Genomic DNA, 17373 nt, shown 5'->3' with positions numbered 1-17373 from the left:
ACAGCTGAGGGTTGCCTACACCTTGCGAGCGCGCAACCGCTCGTGATACCGGCCGCCCAATGCCCCTGCCCAGGGCATGATCAGGCCAATCACCAGCAGCACGATCAACAGCGTGACCCCTTCGAACGGGCTGAAGAACTCCAGCACGGCGCAACCCAGGGTCAGCAGTAGCCCCAGGACCGTCAAGGTGTCCGGTTTGAGCACCGGGCAGTCGCTGCTCGCCACTGAAGCATGCAGAAAACCTACCAGCCACAGGTAAAGCCAGCTGACCACGGATGCGATGAACAACATCAGAAACATCAAGTGATGGCTAAACATCGAAGTGTGCATGATGGGCAGCCCTGCTCAAGTATGCGAGTGGCGTTAGCGCTGGTTTAAGGCATTCGAAGTGAAAGTTCCGTCAAAAAAGCCTGTCCTCGTGTCTGGACTGCTTAAAATGTCGTTTTCCGATTCGGCGTCAAGGAACCCCACCATTGAAAGGGCCGCAGAACTCTCACGCCGACGTGGTCTTGCTCGAGGCCAGGCAACTGGGCCGTGTCGATTTGCAGACTCAGGCCACCTTGCTGGCGCCCGCCGACTTTTCATTGCACGCTGGAGAGCGCCTGGCACTCATTGGTGCGTCGGGCTCGGGCAAAAGTGTCTTGTTGCGCGCCCTGGCCCTGCTGGATGCGCCCAGTTCAGGTGAAGTCCTGTGGCTTGGCGAGCCGGTGCCCCCGTCACGCATACCGCATTTTCGCTCCCGCGCCTGCTACCTGAACCAGCGTGCCGCGCTGGTAGAAGGCAGTGTCATGGACAACGTGCGGCTGCCCTTCACGCTCAAGCACAACCGTCAGTACCGCTTCGATGCAGCCACGGCGACGCGCCTGCTGGCGCTGGCCGGCAAGCCGCGCAGCTTTCTCGACAAGGCCGGCACCGACCTGTCCGGTGGCGAAGCACAGCTGGTGGCGCTGGTGCGGGCCCTGTTGCTGGCGCCACAGGTGCTGTTGCTCGACGAACCGACCTCTGCGCTCGATCCACAATCGGTGGCCGCCGTAGAAGCGCTGGTCATGAACTGGCTCGACGAAGCCCCCAAGGGTCGCGCGTTCCTGTGGATCACCCACGATCACGATCAAGCCCGGCGCATCAGTACGCGCACCTTGACGATGGACCAAGGCACCCTGTTGAAATGAACTACCACAACCTTGCCTACACCGACGTGGCGATTGCCGCCGCGCTGATCCTGGTCAACGGCCTGCTGTCGCTGCTGCTGAAGCTGCAACTGGAGCGTCAGCTGCTTTGGGCATCGCTGCGCACCATCACCCAGCTGCTGGCCATCGGCTACATCCTCGGCTGGGTGTTCCAGCATGCCCAGTGGTACATCGTGCTGCCGCTGATGCTGAGTATGACCCTGATTGCCGGGTTTTCAGCAGCCGGCCGGGGCCAGCATCGCCATCGCGGGCTGTTGGCCGACAGCGTAGTCTCGGTCGGGGTGAGTGCCTGGCTGGTCACGGCCATCGGGCTGTTCGTGGTGCTGCGGGTACGCCCTTGGTACGAGCCGCAGTACGCCATTCCCATTCTTGGCATGATCCTCGGCAATACCCTGACCGCCGTCGCCTTGGGGATCGACCGCATGACCCGCGAGTTGAGCGCCCAGCGGCCGGTCGTGGACATGATCCTGTCCCTGGGTGGCACGCGTTGGGAGGCGGCACGCGGCGCAGCCAGCCAGGCATTGAAGGCCGGCATGATGCCGACGCTGAACCAGATGTCGGTGGTGGGCATCGTCAGCCTGCCAGGCATGATGACCGGGCAGATACTGGCCGGGCAGCAGCCAGGGGACGCGGTGCGTTACCAGATCGTCATCATGTTCCTGATTGCCGCAGCGTCAGCGCTGGGCACCGTGTGCGCGGTGCTGATGACCTTCAACCGGTTGTTTTCCCCCGCCCACCAGTTCATGGCGCACAAGCTGGCCCGGCGCAGCTGAGCTGCCCAGAGATCAGGCCAGGCCACCAAAGCGCTTGTAGAAGTTCTCGTTCACGTCGGGCAGTGGCCCATCGGCGGTTTCCAGGGCGCTGTTGAGCCAGATTTCTGCCTTGGCACAAACCAGACGATACAAGTTGCGGCACAGCTGGCGCGCGGCACGGCCCTCCCAGTCACCGGGCAGCAGCTCGTCCGGCAGTTGCGGATCGCGTAGCAGCAAGCGGCGGTATTCGTGGATCAGCAAGGTCCGCGCCAGGAAGCAATCCTGGGCATCGAGCTCGTCCTGCTCTTTCAGGCTCTGCCACAACGGCCGGAACAGCTGGATGAACTCGCTGTACTGCTGGCCCAGTTCGTCGATGCGCCAGCTTTCCCGTACCTGGGCGCGCATGGCCCTGGAGGCCAGCACTTCCTGGGTATGGGTTTCGAAAACGATGCTGTCGTCGCTGGCCTCCAGCTCGCGCAAGGTGGCGGCCAGGTCGCTGCGATCGGCCCGCGGGCAGCCCAGCAGGTTTGGCGCCATGGCACCGAAGCCTTGCCATTCCAACTCTTCACGTACGGCCTTGCGCTTGCCAGCGTCGAGCTGAGACAACAACACCAGCGTCCAGGCACCGTCCCAGGCCGGTTGGTTTGGGCTGTACACGCGCTTGAAGGCCTTCTCGAAACGCCGCCGCCCGGTGCCGGTGAGGCTGTAGTAGCTGCGCCGCCCCACCTTCTCGGCGGTCAGCCAGTCTTCCTTGGTCAGGCGGAAGATCGAGGTGCGGATCAGCCGTTCGTTGATGCCGATCGGCTCCAGCAGGTTTATCAGGCTGCCCAGCCAGACCGTGCCGCCGTGGGGCTCGATGGCATCACCGTAGAGGGTGATGATCAGCGAGCTGGCGCGGATCGGGGTCTGCTCCTGAAAGCGGGTGATCAGGTTATTCAGCGGAACGAGGTTGCTCATGGACGAACTGCGCGCATTGAAAGCACCGACTATACCTGTGCGACGGGTCGCCTGACCATGGCGCGACGCCGGCAGGTTCATGCGCCCGCCTCGCCTTTGGGCCGGAAGCCGCCGTCACCCATGCGTGGGCGCTGTGCTTCGGCCTGGGCCAGCGGTGGGCATTCCACCATTGTCGACATGCAGCGTTGGCTCAGGTGGTGGTACTCGGCAGTGCCGCGCTGCTTCCAGCTCAGTTCCTGTTCGGTCAGCGGGCGCTTGACCTGGGCTGGCGCGCCCATCACCAGGGTTTGTTCGGGGCAGGTGAAACCCGCTTTGACGAACGCCGTGGCGCCGACGATGCAGCGTGGCGCGATCTGCGCACCGTCCATGACCACAGCATTCATGCCGATCAGGGCATCTTCGCCCACGCGGCAGCCATGCAGCACGGCGCCGTGGCCGACATGGCCATTGCGTTCGATCACCGTGTCACCGCCCGGGAAACCATGCATGACGCAGGTGTCCTGCAGGTTCGCGCCCTCTTCCAGGACGATGCGCCCGAAGTCCCCGCGCAGGGACGCCAGCGGGCCAACGTAGCAGCGTGGGCCGACGATGACGTCACCGATCAGCACGGCGCTCGGGTGCACATAAGCAGTGCGGTCGACCACCGGGGTCAGGCCATCGAGACGATAGCAAGGCATGGCTCTTCTCCATTAATTTCACAATTGATACATTTTTATGTATCACAAGATGATGTGCTGCAGAACCGAGCATAAGCCGAATGATATCTGGTTCTTGGCCATATCTTCATATTGGCCAACATAAGACGAGATACACAAAAACACAATTACTATTGCATTGGTGTATCGCATGGTGATTATACTGATCGCACCTGGGCAGGCTCCCCTGCCGCCCCCGCAAACAATTCCAATAAATGCCGGCCTCCCGAAGTGCCGTGCGAGCAGCCTGAGGACCCCGACATGCCTCGTTTCATCGATGTGCAGGCCCCTGAACAGGGTGTTCGCCTGCTCACCCTGCAACGCCCGGAAGCACTCAATGCCCTGTGCACCGAATTGCTGGCGGAGCTGGCCAGCGCCCTCGCCGATGCAGAGGCCGACCCCGCTACCCGCGCCGTGGTCATCACCGGCAGCCGCAAGGCCTTTGCCGCTGGCGCCGACATCCGCGAAATGGCCGAGCGCGATCTGGTCGGCATTCTCAATGATCCCCGTGTCGCCCACTGGCAACGCATCGCGGCGTTTTCCAAACCTTTGATCGCTGCAGTAAACGGCTATGCCCTGGGTGGCGGCTGCGAGTTGGTGATGTGCGCCGATATCGTGATTGCCGGCGACGACGCCCGTTTCGGCCAGCCCGAGATCAACCTCGGCATCATGCCCGGCGCGGGTGGCACCCAGCGCCTGCTGCGAGCGGTGGGCAAGCCGCTGGCCATGCAGATGGTCCTGACCGGTGAGGCCATCACCGCCCGGCATGCCTTGCAGGCCGGCCTGATCAGCGAAGTCACCCAGCCTGAACTGGCCGTCGAGCGTGCGTTGCAGGTCGCCCGCAGTATCGCCGCCAAGGCACCGCTGGCCGTGCGCCTGGCCAAGGAGGCACTGCTCAAAGCCGGCGACAGCGACCTGGCCAGCGGCCTGCGTTTCGAGCGCCATGCCTTCACCGTGCTGGCCGGCACCGCCGACCGTGACGAAGGCATCCGCGCCTTCCAGGAAAAACGTCCGGCGCAGTTCAAAGGCTGTTGAGCCGCCCACTTCCCATCGACTGATCGAGCGAGTCCGTCATGACTTTCGAGCACATTGTGTTTTCCATCGAGGACGGCGTGGCCTTCCTCGCGCTGAACCGCCCCGAGCAGCTGAACAGCTTCAACACGCAGATGCACCTGGAAGTGCGCGAAGCCCTCAAGCAGGTGCGCCAGAGCAGCGAGGCCCGGGTCCTGCTGCTGACCGGCGAAGGCCGCGGCTTCTGCGCCGGCCAGGACCTGTCCGACCGCAACGTCGCGCCGGGCGCGGCCATGCCCGACCTGGGCGAGTCCATCGACAAGTTCTACAACCCACTGGTTCGCACCCTGCGCGACTTGCCGCTGCCGGTCATCTGCGCCGTCAATGGTGTGGCTGCCGGTGCTGGTGCCAACATCCCGCTGGCCTGCGACCTGGTGCTGGCTGCCCGTTCGGCCAGCTTCATCCAGGCCTTCTGCAAGATCGGCCTGGTGCCGGATTCCGGCGGTACCTGGCTGCTGCCACGGCTGGTCGGCATGGCGCGGGCCAAGGCACTGGCCATGCTTGGCGAGCGCCTGAGCGCGGAGCAGGCCGAGCGATGGGGCTTGATCCACCGCGTGGTGGACGATGCCGAACTGCGCGACGAGGCCCTTGCCCTCGCCCGCCACCTGGCCGGCCAGCCGACCTACGGGCTGGCCCTGATCAAGCGCAGCCTCAACGCCAGCTTCGACAACGGATTCGACCAGCAGCTGGAGCTTGAGCGCGACCTGCAAAGGCTGGCCGGGCGCAGCGATGATTACCGCGAAGGCGTGAGCGCCTTCATGAACAAGCGCACACCTGCATTCAAGGGCCTCTGACCATGAGCGCACTAAGCAGCAACGCCCAGGTGGCAGTCATCGGCGCAGGCGCGATGGGGGCGGGTATCGCCCAGGTCGCCGCCCAGGCCGGTCACCCGGTAAAACTCTATGACAACCGCCCGGGTGCTGCAGCCCAGGCAGTCGCCGGCATCGATCGCCAGCTCGGGCGCCTGGTGGAGAAAGGGAAACTGCAACCGCAGGAACGCGAAGCCATCAGTGCACGCCTTCAGCCAGTCGAGGCGATCGAAACCCTGGCCGACGCCCGCCTGGTGATCGAGGCCATCGTCGAGAACCTGCAGGTCAAGCAGCAACTGCTGCAGCAACTGGAAGGTCTGTGCGCCGAGAACTGCATCCTCGCCAGCAACACCTCTTCGCTGTCGATCACCAGCCTTGCGGCCGGGTTGCAGCGCCCGCAACAGGTGGTCGGCATGCACTTCTTCAACCCGGCGCCGCTAATGGTGCTGGTGGAAATCGTGTCGGGCCTTGCGACCGCGCCCGGCATCGCCAGCACGCTCTATGACACCGCCAAGGCCTGGGGCAAGAAGCCCGTGCACACGCGCTCGACTCCTGGTTTCATCGTCAACCGCGTGGCCCGGCCGTTCTATGCCGAAAGCCTGCGGCTGCTGCAGGAAGGCGCCGCCGATTGCGCGACGCTGGATGCCCTGCTGCGTGATGCTGGCGGTTTTCGCATGGGCGCGTTCGAGCTGACCGACCTGATCGGTCACGACGTCAACTACGCCGTTACCTGCTCGGTATTCGAGGCCTTTTATGGTGACTTCCGCTTCCAGCCCTCGCTGGTGCAGAAAGAATTGGTGGACGCCGGGCGCCTGGGCCGCAAGAGTGGCCAAGGTTTCTATAGCTACGCCGAAGGCGCCGAACGCCCGCCGGCCGCTGAATTGCACAGCCCGGCAAGCATCGAGAGCTGCGTGGTCGAGGGCCACCTGGGTGCCCTCCACCCGCTGGTCGCGCGCCTGCGTGACAGCGGCCTGGCCATCACCGAGCGGGCGGGCACAGGCCTGCTGCGCGTCGGTGACGCCACCTTGGCCTTGTCCGACGGCCGCCTGGCCAGCCAGCGTGCCCGTGAAGACGGCCTGCGCAACCTGGTGCTGGTCGATCTCGCGCTGGATTACCAGGCTGCCACACGCATTGCCATCAGCTGGTCGGCCGAGACCTCGGCCGAGGCGCGCGACCACGCGGTGGCCCTGCTGCAGCGCGCCGGCCTCAAGGTGACCGGCATCGCCGACCTGCCCGGCCTGGTGGTGCTGCGCACAGTGGCCATGCTCGCCAACGAAGCGGCCGATGCAGTGCTGCAGGGCGTTGGCAGCGCCGCCGACATCGACCTGGCCATGTGTGCCGGGGTCAATTACCCCCGTGGCCCGTTGGCCTGGGCCGAGCAGCTTGGCGTCGATTACACGCTGCGCGCGCTGGAAAACCTGCAAGCCAGTTACGGCGAAAGCCGCTACCGGCCTTCCCTGCTGCTGCGCCGCAGCGCCGAACAAGGAGCGAACCTGCATGACTGACCTGCAGCATGGTCCCGAAGTTAGCCCCGTTGAGCTGGCCCAAACCTGTGCCGACGCCCTGTATTCCCGTGACCAGGCCACACAAGGCCTGGGCATCGCCTTGCTCGACGTAGCCCCCGGCCGGGCGCGCCTGAGCATGACGGTGCGCGCCGACATGCTGCAGGGCCATGGCACCTGCCACGGCGGCTTCCTGTTCGCCCTGGCCGACTCTGCTTTCGCCTTTGCCTGCAACAGCCAGGACAAGGCCACGGTCGCCCAGGGCTGCAGCATCGACTACATCGCCGCAGCGCTGCCGGGTGACCTGCTCGTCGCTTCAGCCATCGAGCTCAGCCGTAAAGGCCGTACCGGCGTGTATGACGTGCGCATCGAAAACCAGCGCGGCGAGCTGATCGCCCTGTTCCGCGGCAAATCCTACCAAGTGCGCGGCACCGTGCTCGCGCAGGAGACCCCAGATGATTGAAGCCAAGCCCCTCGATGCCCTGATCATCGATGCCGTGCGCACCCCCATCGGCCGTTACGGCGACGCGTTGAGCAGCGTGCGTGCCGACGACCTGGCCGCCATCCCGATCAAGGCGCTGATCGAGCGTCACCCGGAACTGGACTGGCAGGCCATCGACGACGTGATCCTCGGCTGCGCCAACCAGGCCGGTGAAGACAACCGCAACGTTGCGCGCATGGCCGGGTTGCTGGCCGGGCTGCCGATCAGTGTGCCGGGCACCACCATCAACCGCCTGTGCGGCTCGGGCCTGGACGCCATCGGCAATGCCGCCCGCGCCCTGCGCTGTGGCGAGGCCGGGCTGATGCTGGCCGGTGGCGTCGAGTCGATGTCGCGCGCACCGTTCGTCATGGGCAAGTCGGAGCAAGCGTTCGGCCGCAACGCCGAGCTGTTCGACACCACCATCGGCTGGCGTTTCGTCAATAAACTGATGAAGGCCGAATACGGCATCGACTCGATGCCGGAAACCGCAGAGAACGTCGCTGAGCAGTTTGGCATCTCCCGTGCCGACCAGGACGCCTTTGCCTTGCGCAGCCAGCACAAGGCGGCAGCCGCTCAGGCCAATGGCCGCCTGGCACAGGAGATCGTGGCGGTCGAGATCGCCCAGCGCAAAGGCCCGGCCATCCGTGTCGAGCAGGACGAGCACCCGCGTGCCGATACCACCCTGGAACAGCTGGCGAAGCTGGGCACACCGTTCCGCCAGGGCGGCAGCGTCACAGCGGGTAACGCTTCCGGCGTCAACGACGGTGCCTGCGCCCTGCTGCTGGCCAGCAGCGCGGCTGCCCAACGCCACGGCCTCAAGGCCCGCGGGCGTATCGTCGGCATGGCCGTTGCCGGTGTCGCGCCACGCATCATGGGCATCGGCCCGGTACCGGCAACCCGCAAGGTGCTGGAGCTGACCGGCCTGGCGCTGGTCGACATGGACGTCATCGAGCTCAATGAAGCCTTCGCCGCCCAAGGCCTGGCCGTGCTGCGCGAACTGGGCCTGGCCGACGACGACCCGCGGGTCAACCCCAATGGCGGCGCCATCGCCCTGGGCCACCCGCTGGGCATGAGCGGTGCGCGGCTGGTCACCACGGCCTTGCACCAGCTTGAACAAACCAGCGGCCGCTATGCCCTGTGCGCCATGTGCATCGGCGTTGGCCAAGGCATTGCCATGGTCATCGAGCGTCTCTGACCAAAGGCTTGTTACCGAACGCGACGCCGCCAGTTATGCTGCGTCCATGACACTCACGGTAAGCCGCTTGCCCTGGCAGGCGGCCGACGTACAAGAACAATTCGAGTGAAGCCATGAACATGTACCATGATGCCGATCGTGCCCTGCTGGACCCGATGGAAACCGCCAGTATCGACGCCCTGCGCCAGCACCAGCTGGAGCGGCTGCGCTGGAGCCTGAAGCACGCCTATGACAACGTGCCGCTGTACCGCAAGCGCTTCGACGAGTCCGGCGCCCACCCCGATGACCTGAAATCCCTCGACGACCTGGCAAAGTTCCCCTTCACCGGCAAGAACGACCTGCGCGACAACTACCCTTACGGCATGTTCGCCGTGCCCCAGGAAGAGGTGGTGCGCCTGCACGCCTCCAGCGGCACCACCGGCAAGCCGACCGTGGTCGGTTACACCCAGAACGACATCGACACGTGGGCCAACGTGGTCGCCCGTTCGATCCGCGCCGCGGGCGGGCGCAAGGGCGACAAGGTGCATGTGTCCTACGGCTATGGCCTGTTCACCGGGGGCCTGGGTGCCCATTACGGCGCCGAGCGCCTGGGCTGCACAGTGATCCCCATGTCCGGCGGCCAGACCGAGAAGCAGGTGCAGCTGATCCGCGACTTCCAGCCCGACATCATCATGGTCACGCCGTCCTACATGCTCAACCTCGCCGACGAGATCGAGCGCCAGGGCATCGAGCCGCAGGACCTGAAGCTGCGCCTGGGCATCTTTGGCGCCGAACCGTGGACCGACGAGCTGCGCCGCTCGATCGAGCAGCGCCTTGGCATCGATGCCCTCGACATCTATGGTCTGTCGGAAATCATGGGCCCAGGCGTGGCCATGGAGTGCATCGAGACCAAGGATGGCCCGACCATCTGGGAAGACCACTTCTACCCCGAGATCATCGACCCGGTGACCGGCGCGGTGCTACCGGATGGGCAACTGGGCGAGCTGGTGTTCACTTCGCTGAGCAAGGAGGCGCTGCCGATGGTGCGCTACCGCACCCGCGACCTCACCCGCCTGCTACCAGGAACCGCACGGCCAATGCGGCGCATTGGCAAGATCACCGGGCGCAGTGACGACATGCTGATCATCCGCGGGGTGAACGTGTTCCCGACGCAGATCGAAGAGCAGGTGCTGAAAATAAAACAGCTTTCAGAGCTTTATGAGATTCATCTGTATCGCAATGGCAACCTGGACAGTGTCGAGGTGCATGTGGAGTTGCGTGCGGAATGCCAACACCTCGATGAGTCGCAGCGCAAGCTGGTGATCGGGGAGCTGAGCAAGCAGATCAAGACCTATATCGGCATCAGCACACAGGTGCTCTTGCAGCCTTGCGGCACGCTCAAGCGTTCCGAAGGCAAGGCATGCCATGTGTTCGACAAACGGTTGGCCAGCTGAGTCATCGGCTGCCTTTTCGGCCCCGGCATTGTCCGGGGCTTTTTTTTGCCTGTTGGCTTGCTGGGGGCGCTTTGCGCCCCTTTCGCGACACAAGGCCGCTCCCACAAGGGATTGCGATCGCTGTGAGAGCGGCCTTGTGTCGCGAGAGGGCTGCGCAGCAGCCCCCTTGGCCTGCAAAGCGATACATAAATCTTATTTGATACACATAAAACTGTTTGACGTTGTGTTTTGTATCGCTTACAAATGACTCATGCCTTAGCAGGAGTCGGAACATGTACGCACAGCTAGTGGAAACCGGAGTCAAGCGCGTCAAGTCGCTGGAAGAGATGTCGCCCGAAGAGCGCAACTTCCAGGAAAAGATCGACGCTGAAATCAAGATCGAAGCCAAGAACTGGATGCCCGAGGCCTACCGCCAGACCCTGATCCGGCAGATATCCCAGCATGCCCACTCCGAAATCGTCGGCATGCTGCCTGAAGGCAACTGGGTCACCCGTGCCCCCAGCCTCAAGCGCAAGCTGCAGCTGATGGCCAAGATCCAGGACGAAGCCGGCCACGGCCTGTACCTGTACAGCGCCATGGAGACCCTCGGCGCCGACCGCGACGAGGAAGTCGCCAAGCTACACAGCGGCAAGGCCAAGTATTCGAGCATCTTCAATTACCCGACCCTGAGCTGGGCCGACATGGGCGCCGTGGGCTGGCTGGTCGATGGCGCCGCCATCGTCAACCAGGTGGTGCTGCAGCGCACCTCCTACGGCCCCTACTCCCGCGCCATGATCCGCATCTGCAAGGAAGAGAGCTTTCACCAGCGCCAGGGCTACGAGCTGCTGCTGACCATGATGCGCGAGGGTACCCAGGCGCAGAAAGACATGGTCCAGGACGCCATTAACCGCCTCTGGTGGCCGGCGCTGATGATGTTCGGCCCGAGCGACGAGCACTCCCCCAACAGCGCGCAGTCGATGGCCTGGAAGATCAAGCGCCAGACCAACGACGAGCTGCGCCAGCGTTTCATCGACCAGACCGTGCCCCAGCTCGAATTGCTTGGCTGCACCGCCCCCGACCCCGACCTTAAGTGGAACGCCGAGCGCGGTCACTACGACTTCGGCGAAATCCAGTGGGACGAATTCTACGAAGTCATCAAGGGCAACGGCCCGTGCAACCAGGAACGCGTCGCCACCCGGCGCAAGGCCATCGAGGATGGCGCCTGGGTACGCGAAGCGGCCGTGGCCTATGCACGCAAGCAACAGAACAAGAACGCCGCCTGAGCGGCGATTGATGCGGAGATCGAAAATGTCTGTCTGGACCCTCTACGAAGTGTTCGTGCGCAGCAAGCACGGCCTTAACCACAAGCATGTCGGCAGCGTGCATGCCGCCGACGCCGCCATGGCCATCGAGAACGCCCGCGAGCTTTACACCCGCCGCAGCGAAGGCGTGAGCTTGTGGGTGGTGCCGTCGGCACTGATCACCGCCTCCTCGCCCGACGAGAAAGACCCGCTGTTCGCCCCTTCGGACGACAAGGTCTACCGCCACGCCAGCTTCTACGAACTGCCCGACGAAGTCGGGCACATGTGAGGTTGGCCATGCACAAGCACGATCTGATCCCGTATTTGCTGTTGCTCGGCGACAGCGCCCTGATCCAGGGCCAGCGCCTGTGCGAATGGTGCGGCCACGCACCGGCACTGGAAGAAGAACTGGCGCTGATGAACGTCGGCCTCGACCTGGTGGGCCAGGCGCGCAACTGGCTGGAGTACGCCGCCGAGCTGCTGGATGACGGCCGCGACGCCGATGCCCTGGCGTTCCGCCGCGACGAGCGCGCATTCCGCAACCTGTTGCTGGTCGAACAGCCCAATGGCGACTTCGCCGTGACCATGACCAAGCAGTTCCTTTACGACGCCTGGCACCTTGCCGTGCTGCAGGGTCTGGTCGAGTCGAACGACGAACGCATCGCCGGCATTGCCGCCAAGGCTTTGAAGGAAGTCACCTATCACCTGCGCCGCTCCGCCGAATGGGTGCAGCGCCTGGGTGGCGGCACCGACGAAAGCCGCCGGCGCATGCTGGAAGCGATCCCCGCCGTGTGGCGCTTCACCGTCGAGCTAAGCGCCGGCAGCGACAACGAGGTGCAACTGGCACAGGCCGGCATTGCCGCAGACCCAGTGGCGGTCGGTGCGGCCTGGCTGAAGCAGGTGAGCGCGACCTTCGAATCGGTCGAGCTGCCGCTGCCCAAGGCTGCCAGCCACTTCTACCTGAACGGTCGCCAGGGCTTGCACACCGAGCACCTGGGCCTGCTGTTGGCCGAGATGCAGTTCCTGCCAAGGGCCTACCCCGATGCAACCTGGTGAACTGATTGCCGGTGACCGCGGCGCCCGTTCGCCACGCGGCGACGACCTGGCGCGGGCCTGGGAGGTACTGGGCCAGGTGATGGACCCGGAAGTGCCCGTGGTCAGCGTGGTCGACCTGGGGATCGTGCGCGACCTGGACTGGCGTGCCGGCCACTTGCACCTTGTGGTCACGCCGACCTACTCCGGTTGCCCCGCTACCGAGGTGATCGAAGGTGATATTCGTCAGGCGCTGGAGCAGGCCGGGTTCGCAGCGCCAGACCTGGAGCGCAGGCTGACCCCGGCCTGGAGCACCGACTGGATCAGCGAACTGGGCCGCGAACGCCTGCGTGCCTATGGCATCGCCCCGCCCCACGGCAGCGCCAGCAAGCGCAGCCTGCTCGGCGAGGCCGCCGAAGTGTGCTGCCCGCAATGCGGCAGTCACCACACCGAATTGCTCAGCCAGTTCGGCTCCACGGCCTGCAAGGCGCTGTACCGCTGCCGCGAGTGCCTGGAGCCGTTCGACTATTTCAAATGCATTTGAGCCGTGGAGACCACCATGAGCCAGTTTCACAGCCTGACCATCAAGCAAGTGCGTAACGAAACCCGTGATGCGGTGTCGATCGCTTTCGACGTACCGGCGCACCTGCAAGCGGCCTTCCGCTTCATCCAGGGCCAGTACCTGGTGATGCGCACCCAGCTGGACAACGAAGAAGTCCGCCGCTCCTACTCCATCTGCAGCGCCGTGCAGGACGGCGAGCTGCGGGTGGCCGTAAAGCGCGTGCCCGGCGGGCGCTTTTCGGCCTTTGCCAACGAAGTGCTCAAGGCCGGCCAGCAGCTGGAAGTGATGCCGCCCTCGGGCAGCTTCTTCGTGCCGCTGGACCCGTCGCGCCAGGGCAACTACCTGGGCGTGGCCGCCGGCAGTGGCATCACGCCGATCCTGTCGATCATCGCCACCACCCTGGCCAGCGAGCCACGCAGCCGTTTCACCCTGCTGTACGGCAACCGCTCCAGTTCCGGGGCGCTGTTTCGCGACAAGCTCGAAGACCTGAAGAACCGTTACCTCGACCGCCTCAACCTGATTTTCGTGTTCAGCCGCGAGCAGCAAGATGTCGACCTGTACAACGGCCGCATCGACGCCGACAAGTGCGGCCATCTGTTTTCGCGCTGGATGGACGTTTCCAGCCTCGATGCCGCGTTCATTTGCGGCCCGCAGGCGATGACCGAGACCGTGCGCGCCAGCCTGCAGGCCAACGGCCTGGCCAAGGAGCGCATCCACTTCGAACTGTTCGCCGCAGCCGGCAACGAAACCCGCCGTGAAGCCCGCGAGGCGGCACGCCAGGTGGACTCCGCGCTTAGCCATATTACCGTGATCAGCGACGGCCGGGCTCTGAGCTTCGACCTGCCGCGCAATACCCAGAACGTGCTGGATGCCGGCAATGCCATCGGCGCCGAACTGCCTTACTCGTGCAAGGCCGGCGTGTGCTCGACCTGCAAGTGCCGGGTGATCGAGGGCGAGGTGGAGATGGACAGCAACCATGCCCTGGAAGACTACGAAGTGGCGGCCGGCTATGTGCTGTCGTGCCAGACCTACCCGGTGAGCGACAAGGTGGTGCTCGACTTCGATCAGCTCTGAAAAACCCGACGCGGTCCCTGTAGGGGCGGCCTCGTGTCGCGAAAGGGTCGCAACGCGGCCCCAGGATCTAGGCCCTGATCACAAATGGCCGGGGCTGCCGCGCAGCCCTTTCGCGACACGAGGCCGCTCCTACAAAAGCCGCATTCGCAGTACCGCGTGACCTCAAGAAAACAATTACAAGACAAAAGAGATCGCTTGCCATGACCCCGGAACACATCGAAAGCATCAGCAACCACCCCGACTTCCAGCACCTGGTGCGGCGCAAGCGCCGCCTCAACGGCAGCCTGACCCTGGCCATGCTGGTGATCTACTACGGCTTCGTCCTGCTGGTGGCGTTCTCCCCCAGCACCCTCGGCCAGTCCCTGAGCGGCGGCGTGACCACCGTCGGCATGCTGGTCGGCGTGCTGATGGTGCTGCTGTCCTTCGCCCTCACCGGCATCTATGTGCACCGCGCCAACAACGTGCTTGACCCGCTCAACGACAAGCTCAAGCAGGAGTGTGCGCAATGAACTGGACTGCCATTTCGATGTTCATGGTGTTCGTCTGTTTCACCTTGCTGGTGACTCGCTGGGCAGCCCTGCGCACCCGTTCGGCCAGTGACTTCTACACCGCCGGCGGCGGCCTGACCGGCATGCAGAACGGCCTGGCGATTGCCGGGGACATGATCAGCGCGGCGTCGTTCCTCGGCATTTCCGCAATGATGTTCATGAACGGCTACGACGGCCTGCTGTATGCCCTGGGCGTACTGGCCGGCTGGCCGATCATCCTGTTCCTGATCGCCGAGCGCCTGCGCAACCTGGGCAAGTACACCTTCGCCGACGTGGTTTCGTACCGCCTGGCACAGACCCCGGTACGCCTCAGCTCAGCCTTCGGCACCTTGGTAGTGGCACTGATGTACTTGGTGGCGCAGATGGTTGGCGCCGGCAAGCTGATCGAACTGCTGTTCGGCATCAGCTATCTGTATGCGGTGATGCTGGTCGGCGTGTTGATGGTCGCGTACGTCACCTTCGGCGGCATGCTGGCCACCACCTGGGTACAGATCATCAAAGCCGTGATGCTATTGTCCGGTACCACCTTCATGGCTTTCATGGTGCTCAAGCACTTCGGCTTCAGTACTGAAGCGATGTTCGCCAGCGCCGTGGCGGTGCATGCCAAGGGCCAGGCGATCATGGCCCCGGGCGGCCTGTTGTCGAACCCGGTGGATGCGATTTCACTGGGCCTGGGCATGATGTTCGGCACCGCCGGCCTGCCGCATATCCTGATGCGCTTCTTCACCGTCAGCGACGCCAAGGAAGCGCGCAAGAGCGTGTTCTACGCTACCGGCTTCATCGGCTACTTCTACCTGCTGCTGATCGTCATCGGCTTCGGCGCGATCGTCATGGTCGGTACCGAGCCTGCTTACCGCGACGCGGCGGGCGCGATCATCGGTGGCGGCAACATGGTCGCCGTGCACCTGGCCCAGGCCGTGGGCGGCAACCTGTTCCTCGGTTTCATCTCCGCCGTGGCCTTCGCCACCATCCTGGCGGTGGTCGCTGGCCTGGCGCTGTCCGCTGCTTCTGCGGTGTCACACGACCTGTATGCCTGCGTGGTACGCAAGGGCCAGGCTACCGAGCAGGAAGAAATGCGCGTGTCGCGGATCGCCACCTTGGTGATCGGCCTGCTCGCGGTGGTGTTGGGCCTGGTATTCGAGTCGCAGAACATCGCCTTCCTGTCCGGCCTGGTGCTGGCGGTGGCGGCCTCGGTCAACTTCCCGGTGCTGCTGCTTTCGATGTTCTGGAAGGGCCTGACCACCCGTGGCGCGGTGTGCGGCAGCATGGCCGGGTTGGTGTCGGCCGTGCTGCTGGTGGTGCTCGGCCCTGCGGTGTGGGTCAACGTGCTGCATAACCAAACGGCGCTGTTCCCCTACAGCAACCCGGCGCTGTTCTCGATGAGCCTGGCATTCCTCAGCGCCTGGGCGTTGTCGGTCACTGACGGCTCGGAGCGGGCCAAGGAAGAACGCGGCCGCTACCTCGCTCAGTTCATCCGCTCCATGACCGGTATCGGCGCCGCCGGCGCCAGCAAGCACTGATCTTTGACTTAGTCGGGTATAACAACAATGAACCGCACGCACCTGAAATCGGCCGCCTGGTTGGCCACCTTCGCCCTGCCGCTCCCGGCCCTGGCGGACTTCATCGACGACAGCCACGCGCGGCTGGAGCTGCGCAACCACTACATCAACCGCGACTTCCGCCAGAGCAACGCGCCCCAGGCCAAGGCCGAGGAATGGGCCCAGGGCTTTACCGCGAAAGTAGAATCGGGCTTCACCGAGGGCATGGTCGGCTTCGGCCTCGATGCCATGGGCCAGCTGGGCGTCAAGCTCGACTCCAGCCCTGACCGGCGCAACACCGGCCTGCTGCCGTTCGGCCCTAACAGCCATGAACCGGTCGACGACTACAGCGAGCTGGGCCTGACCGGCAAGGTGCGGGTGTCCAAGAGCACCCTGCGCCTGGGCACCCTGCAGCCGATCCTGCCGGTGGTGGTGTACAACGACACCCGCCTGCTGGCCTCGACGTTCCAGGGCGGCCAGCTGACCAGCCAGGACATCGACGGTCTGACCGTCAACGCCGGGCGCCTGAGCAAGGTCAACCTGCGCGATTCGTCCGGCCGCGACGACATGGGCTATGGCGCCGCCACCAGCGACCACCTCGACTTCGGCGGTGGCAGCTACGCGCTCACCCCGCAGACCAGCGTCAGCTATTACTACGCCAAGCTTGAAGACATCTACCGCCAGCAGTTCGTCGGCCTGATCGCCACCCGCCCGCTGGGTGAAGGCCTGAGCCTGCGCAGCGACCTGCGCTACTTCGACAGCCGCAACGACGGCGCCGAGCGCGCCGGCAACATCGACAACCGCAACTTCAACGCCATGTTCACCCTTGGCGTACGCGCCCACAAGTTCACCGCCACCTGGCAGCAGATGTCCGGTGACAGTGCGTTCCCGTTCGTCAACGGCGGCGACCCGTTCACCGTCAACCTGGTGACCTACAACACCTTCACCCGCGCCGGGCTGGACTCGTGGCAGCTGCGCTACGACTACGACTTCGTCGCCATGGGCATCCCCGGCCTGAGCTTCATGACCCGCTACACCGACGGCCGCCATGCCGAAACGGCCACGGTCAGCAATGGCCGTGAGCGCGAACGCGACACCGACCTCACCTACGTCATCCAGAGCGGCCCGTTCAAGGACGTCAGCCTGCGCTGGCGCAACGTCACCTTCCGTTCCGGCAATGGCCTGACCAATGCCGTGGACGAAAACCGCCTGATCATCGGCTACACCCTGGCGCTGTGGTAACAGCGCCCACAAGAG

General features: G+C 64.5%; 18 protein-coding genes and 1 pseudogene. 16 read left to right on the top strand and 3 right to left on the bottom strand.

What is annotated here, in order from left to right; all coding sequences use genetic code 11:
* Nucleotides 1-15: 15 nt before the first annotated feature.
* Complete coding sequence (locus ACLEJU_RS14035; RefSeq protein WP_435423769.1) at nucleotides 16-291, bottom strand: hypothetical protein; 276 nt, start codon at nucleotides 289-291, stop codon at nucleotides 16-18.
* Nucleotides 292-473: 182 nt separating this feature from the next.
* On the opposite strand from ACLEJU_RS14035, the gene ACLEJU_RS14030 reads away from it, so the two are divergent.
* Both ACLEJU_RS14030 and ACLEJU_RS14025 read left to right on the top strand, forming a co-directional pair.
* Complete coding sequence (locus tag ACLEJU_RS14030; RefSeq protein WP_435423770.1) at nucleotides 474-1169, top strand: ABC transporter ATP-binding protein; 696 nt, start codon at nucleotides 474-476, stop codon at nucleotides 1167-1169.
* On the top strand, nucleotides 1166-1960 hold the full coding sequence (locus tag ACLEJU_RS14025) for an ABC transporter permease (protein WP_435423771.1): 795 nt from the start codon (nucleotides 1166-1168) through the stop codon (nucleotides 1958-1960). Before ACLEJU_RS14030 ends, ACLEJU_RS14025 begins: the two co-directional genes overlap by 4 nt.
* Before the next feature lie 12 nt (nucleotides 1961-1972).
* Here the strand turns inward: ACLEJU_RS14025 and paaX are convergent, their stop codons facing one another.
* Both paaX and paaY read right to left on the bottom strand, forming a co-directional pair.
* Nucleotides 1973-2896, bottom strand: a complete 924-nt coding sequence (paaX, locus tag ACLEJU_RS14020; protein ID WP_435423772.1) for a phenylacetic acid degradation operon negative regulatory protein PaaX — start codon at nucleotides 2894-2896, stop codon at nucleotides 1973-1975.
* A 77-nt stretch (nucleotides 2897-2973) separates the two neighbouring features.
* Nucleotides 2974-3573, bottom strand: a complete 600-nt coding sequence (gene paaY / locus ACLEJU_RS14015) for a phenylacetic acid degradation protein PaaY (RefSeq protein ID WP_435423773.1) — start codon at nucleotides 3571-3573, stop codon at nucleotides 2974-2976.
* 279 nt (nucleotides 3574-3852) lie between these two features.
* On the opposite strand from paaY, the gene paaF reads away from it, so the two are divergent.
* The 14 genes and pseudogenes from paaF (at nucleotide 3853) to ACLEJU_RS13945 (ending at nucleotide 17358) form a co-directional block, all read left to right on the top strand.
* On the top strand, nucleotides 3853-4626 hold the full coding sequence (gene paaF, locus ACLEJU_RS14010; protein WP_435423774.1) for a 2,3-dehydroadipyl-CoA hydratase PaaF: 774 nt from the start codon (nucleotides 3853-3855) through the stop codon (nucleotides 4624-4626).
* Nucleotides 4627-4664: 38 nt separating this feature from the next.
* Nucleotides 4665-5456: a 2-(1,2-epoxy-1,2-dihydrophenyl)acetyl-CoA isomerase PaaG gene (gene paaG, locus ACLEJU_RS14005; RefSeq protein WP_435423775.1), complete on the top strand. Its 792-nt coding sequence runs from the start codon at nucleotides 4665-4667 to the stop codon at nucleotides 5454-5456.
* Nucleotides 5457-5458: 2 nt separating this feature from the next.
* Nucleotides 5459-6976: a 3-hydroxyacyl-CoA dehydrogenase PaaH gene (gene paaH, locus ACLEJU_RS14000; protein WP_435423776.1), complete on the top strand. Its 1518-nt coding sequence runs from the start codon at nucleotides 5459-5461 to the stop codon at nucleotides 6974-6976.
* Nucleotides 6969-7436, top strand: coding sequence for a hydroxyphenylacetyl-CoA thioesterase PaaI (gene paaI, locus ACLEJU_RS13995; RefSeq protein WP_435423777.1), 468 nt, complete (start codon nucleotides 6969-6971; stop codon nucleotides 7434-7436). The genes paaH and paaI overlap by 8 nt, the downstream gene beginning before the upstream one ends.
* Nucleotides 7429-8649 (top strand): 3-oxoadipyl-CoA thiolase, encoded by a 1221-nt coding sequence (gene pcaF / locus ACLEJU_RS13990; RefSeq protein WP_435423778.1) that lies wholly within the window; start codon nucleotides 7429-7431, stop codon nucleotides 8647-8649. Before paaI ends, pcaF begins: the two co-directional genes overlap by 8 nt.
* A 113-nt stretch (nucleotides 8650-8762) precedes the next feature.
* On the top strand, nucleotides 8763-10082 hold the full coding sequence (gene paaK / locus ACLEJU_RS13985) for a phenylacetate--CoA ligase PaaK (protein WP_435423779.1): 1320 nt from the start codon (nucleotides 8763-8765) through the stop codon (nucleotides 10080-10082).
* A gap of 272 nt (nucleotides 10083-10354) precedes the next feature.
* Nucleotides 10355-11344 (top strand): 1,2-phenylacetyl-CoA epoxidase subunit PaaA, encoded by a 990-nt coding sequence (paaA, locus tag ACLEJU_RS13980; protein WP_294331692.1) that lies wholly within the window; start codon nucleotides 10355-10357, stop codon nucleotides 11342-11344.
* A 25-nt stretch (nucleotides 11345-11369) separates the two neighbouring features.
* Nucleotides 11370-11651 (top strand): 1,2-phenylacetyl-CoA epoxidase subunit PaaB, encoded by a 282-nt coding sequence (gene paaB, locus ACLEJU_RS13975; RefSeq protein WP_004374528.1) that lies wholly within the window; start codon nucleotides 11370-11372, stop codon nucleotides 11649-11651.
* A gap of 8 nt (nucleotides 11652-11659) precedes the next feature.
* A complete protein-coding gene (paaC, locus tag ACLEJU_RS13970; RefSeq protein ID WP_435423780.1) occupies nucleotides 11660-12418 on the top strand; it encodes a 1,2-phenylacetyl-CoA epoxidase subunit PaaC in 759 nt (252 codons plus the stop codon).
* Complete coding sequence (gene paaD, locus ACLEJU_RS13965) at nucleotides 12405-12938, top strand: 1,2-phenylacetyl-CoA epoxidase subunit PaaD (protein ID WP_435423781.1); 534 nt, start codon at nucleotides 12405-12407, stop codon at nucleotides 12936-12938. The genes paaC and paaD overlap by 14 nt, the downstream gene beginning before the upstream one ends.
* Before the next feature lie 15 nt (nucleotides 12939-12953).
* Nucleotides 12954-14030, top strand: a complete 1077-nt coding sequence (gene paaE / locus ACLEJU_RS13960) for a 1,2-phenylacetyl-CoA epoxidase subunit PaaE (RefSeq protein WP_435423782.1) — start codon at nucleotides 12954-12956, stop codon at nucleotides 14028-14030.
* A gap of 200 nt (nucleotides 14031-14230) precedes the next feature.
* Nucleotides 14231-14539, top strand: coding sequence for a DUF485 domain-containing protein (locus ACLEJU_RS13955; RefSeq protein ID WP_110637637.1), 309 nt, complete (start codon nucleotides 14231-14233; stop codon nucleotides 14537-14539).
* Nucleotides 14536-16098: pseudogene (locus tag ACLEJU_RS13950) on the top strand (cation acetate symporter); the annotation flags it as partial. The gene ACLEJU_RS13955 and the pseudogene ACLEJU_RS13950, both read left to right, overlap by 4 nt.
* Before the next feature lie 27 nt (nucleotides 16099-16125).
* Nucleotides 16126-17358, top strand: coding sequence for an OprD family porin (locus tag ACLEJU_RS13945; protein WP_435423783.1), 1233 nt, complete (start codon nucleotides 16126-16128; stop codon nucleotides 17356-17358).
* Nucleotides 17359-17373 lie beyond the last annotated feature (15 nt).

The organism is Pseudomonas sp. SMN11, from assembly GCF_052041945.1.
In the GTDB taxonomy this organism is placed as follows: domain Bacteria; phylum Pseudomonadota; class Gammaproteobacteria; order Pseudomonadales; family Pseudomonadaceae; genus Aquipseudomonas.
This window is presented reverse-complemented; position numbering and strand designations above follow the sequence as displayed.

Excerpts from the sequence above, each read along its gene's own strand:
- ACLEJU_RS14035 (WP_435423769.1), bottom strand. The coding sequence starts at position 291 with ATGTTGTTCATCGCATCCGTGGTCAGCTGGCTTTACCTGTGGCTGGTA.
- ACLEJU_RS14025 (WP_435423771.1), top strand. The coding sequence starts at position 1,166 with ATGAACTACCACAACCTTGCCTACACCGACGTGGCGATTGCCGCCGCG.
- paaX (WP_435423772.1), bottom strand. The coding sequence starts at position 2,896 with ATGAGCAACCTCGTTCCGCTGAATAACCTGATCACCCGCTTTCAGGAG.
- paaY (WP_435423773.1), bottom strand. The coding sequence starts at position 3,573 with ATGCCTTGCTATCGTCTCGATGGCCTGACCCCGGTGGTCGACCGCACT.
- paaF (WP_435423774.1), top strand. The coding sequence starts at position 3,853 with ATGCCTCGTTTCATCGATGTGCAGGCCCCTGAACAGGGTGTTCGCCTG.
- paaG (WP_435423775.1), top strand. The coding sequence starts at position 4,665 with ATGACTTTCGAGCACATTGTGTTTTCCATCGAGGACGGCGTGGCCTTC.
- paaH (WP_435423776.1), top strand. The coding sequence starts at position 5,459 with ATGAGCGCACTAAGCAGCAACGCCCAGGTGGCAGTCATCGGCGCAGGC.
- paaI (WP_435423777.1), top strand. The coding sequence starts at position 6,969 with ATGACTGACCTGCAGCATGGTCCCGAAGTTAGCCCCGTTGAGCTGGCC.
- pcaF (WP_435423778.1), top strand. The coding sequence starts at position 7,429 with ATGATTGAAGCCAAGCCCCTCGATGCCCTGATCATCGATGCCGTGCGC.
- paaK (WP_435423779.1), top strand. The coding sequence starts at position 8,763 with ATGAACATGTACCATGATGCCGATCGTGCCCTGCTGGACCCGATGGAA.
- paaA (WP_294331692.1), top strand. The coding sequence starts at position 10,355 with ATGTACGCACAGCTAGTGGAAACCGGAGTCAAGCGCGTCAAGTCGCTG.
- paaB (WP_004374528.1), top strand. The coding sequence starts at position 11,370 with ATGTCTGTCTGGACCCTCTACGAAGTGTTCGTGCGCAGCAAGCACGGC.
- paaC (WP_435423780.1), top strand. The coding sequence starts at position 11,660 with ATGCACAAGCACGATCTGATCCCGTATTTGCTGTTGCTCGGCGACAGC.
- paaD (WP_435423781.1), top strand. The coding sequence starts at position 12,405 with ATGCAACCTGGTGAACTGATTGCCGGTGACCGCGGCGCCCGTTCGCCA.
- paaE (WP_435423782.1), top strand. The coding sequence starts at position 12,954 with ATGAGCCAGTTTCACAGCCTGACCATCAAGCAAGTGCGTAACGAAACC.
- ACLEJU_RS13955 (WP_110637637.1), top strand. The coding sequence starts at position 14,231 with ATGACCCCGGAACACATCGAAAGCATCAGCAACCACCCCGACTTCCAG.
- ACLEJU_RS13945 (WP_435423783.1), top strand. The coding sequence starts at position 16,126 with ATGAACCGCACGCACCTGAAATCGGCCGCCTGGTTGGCCACCTTCGCC.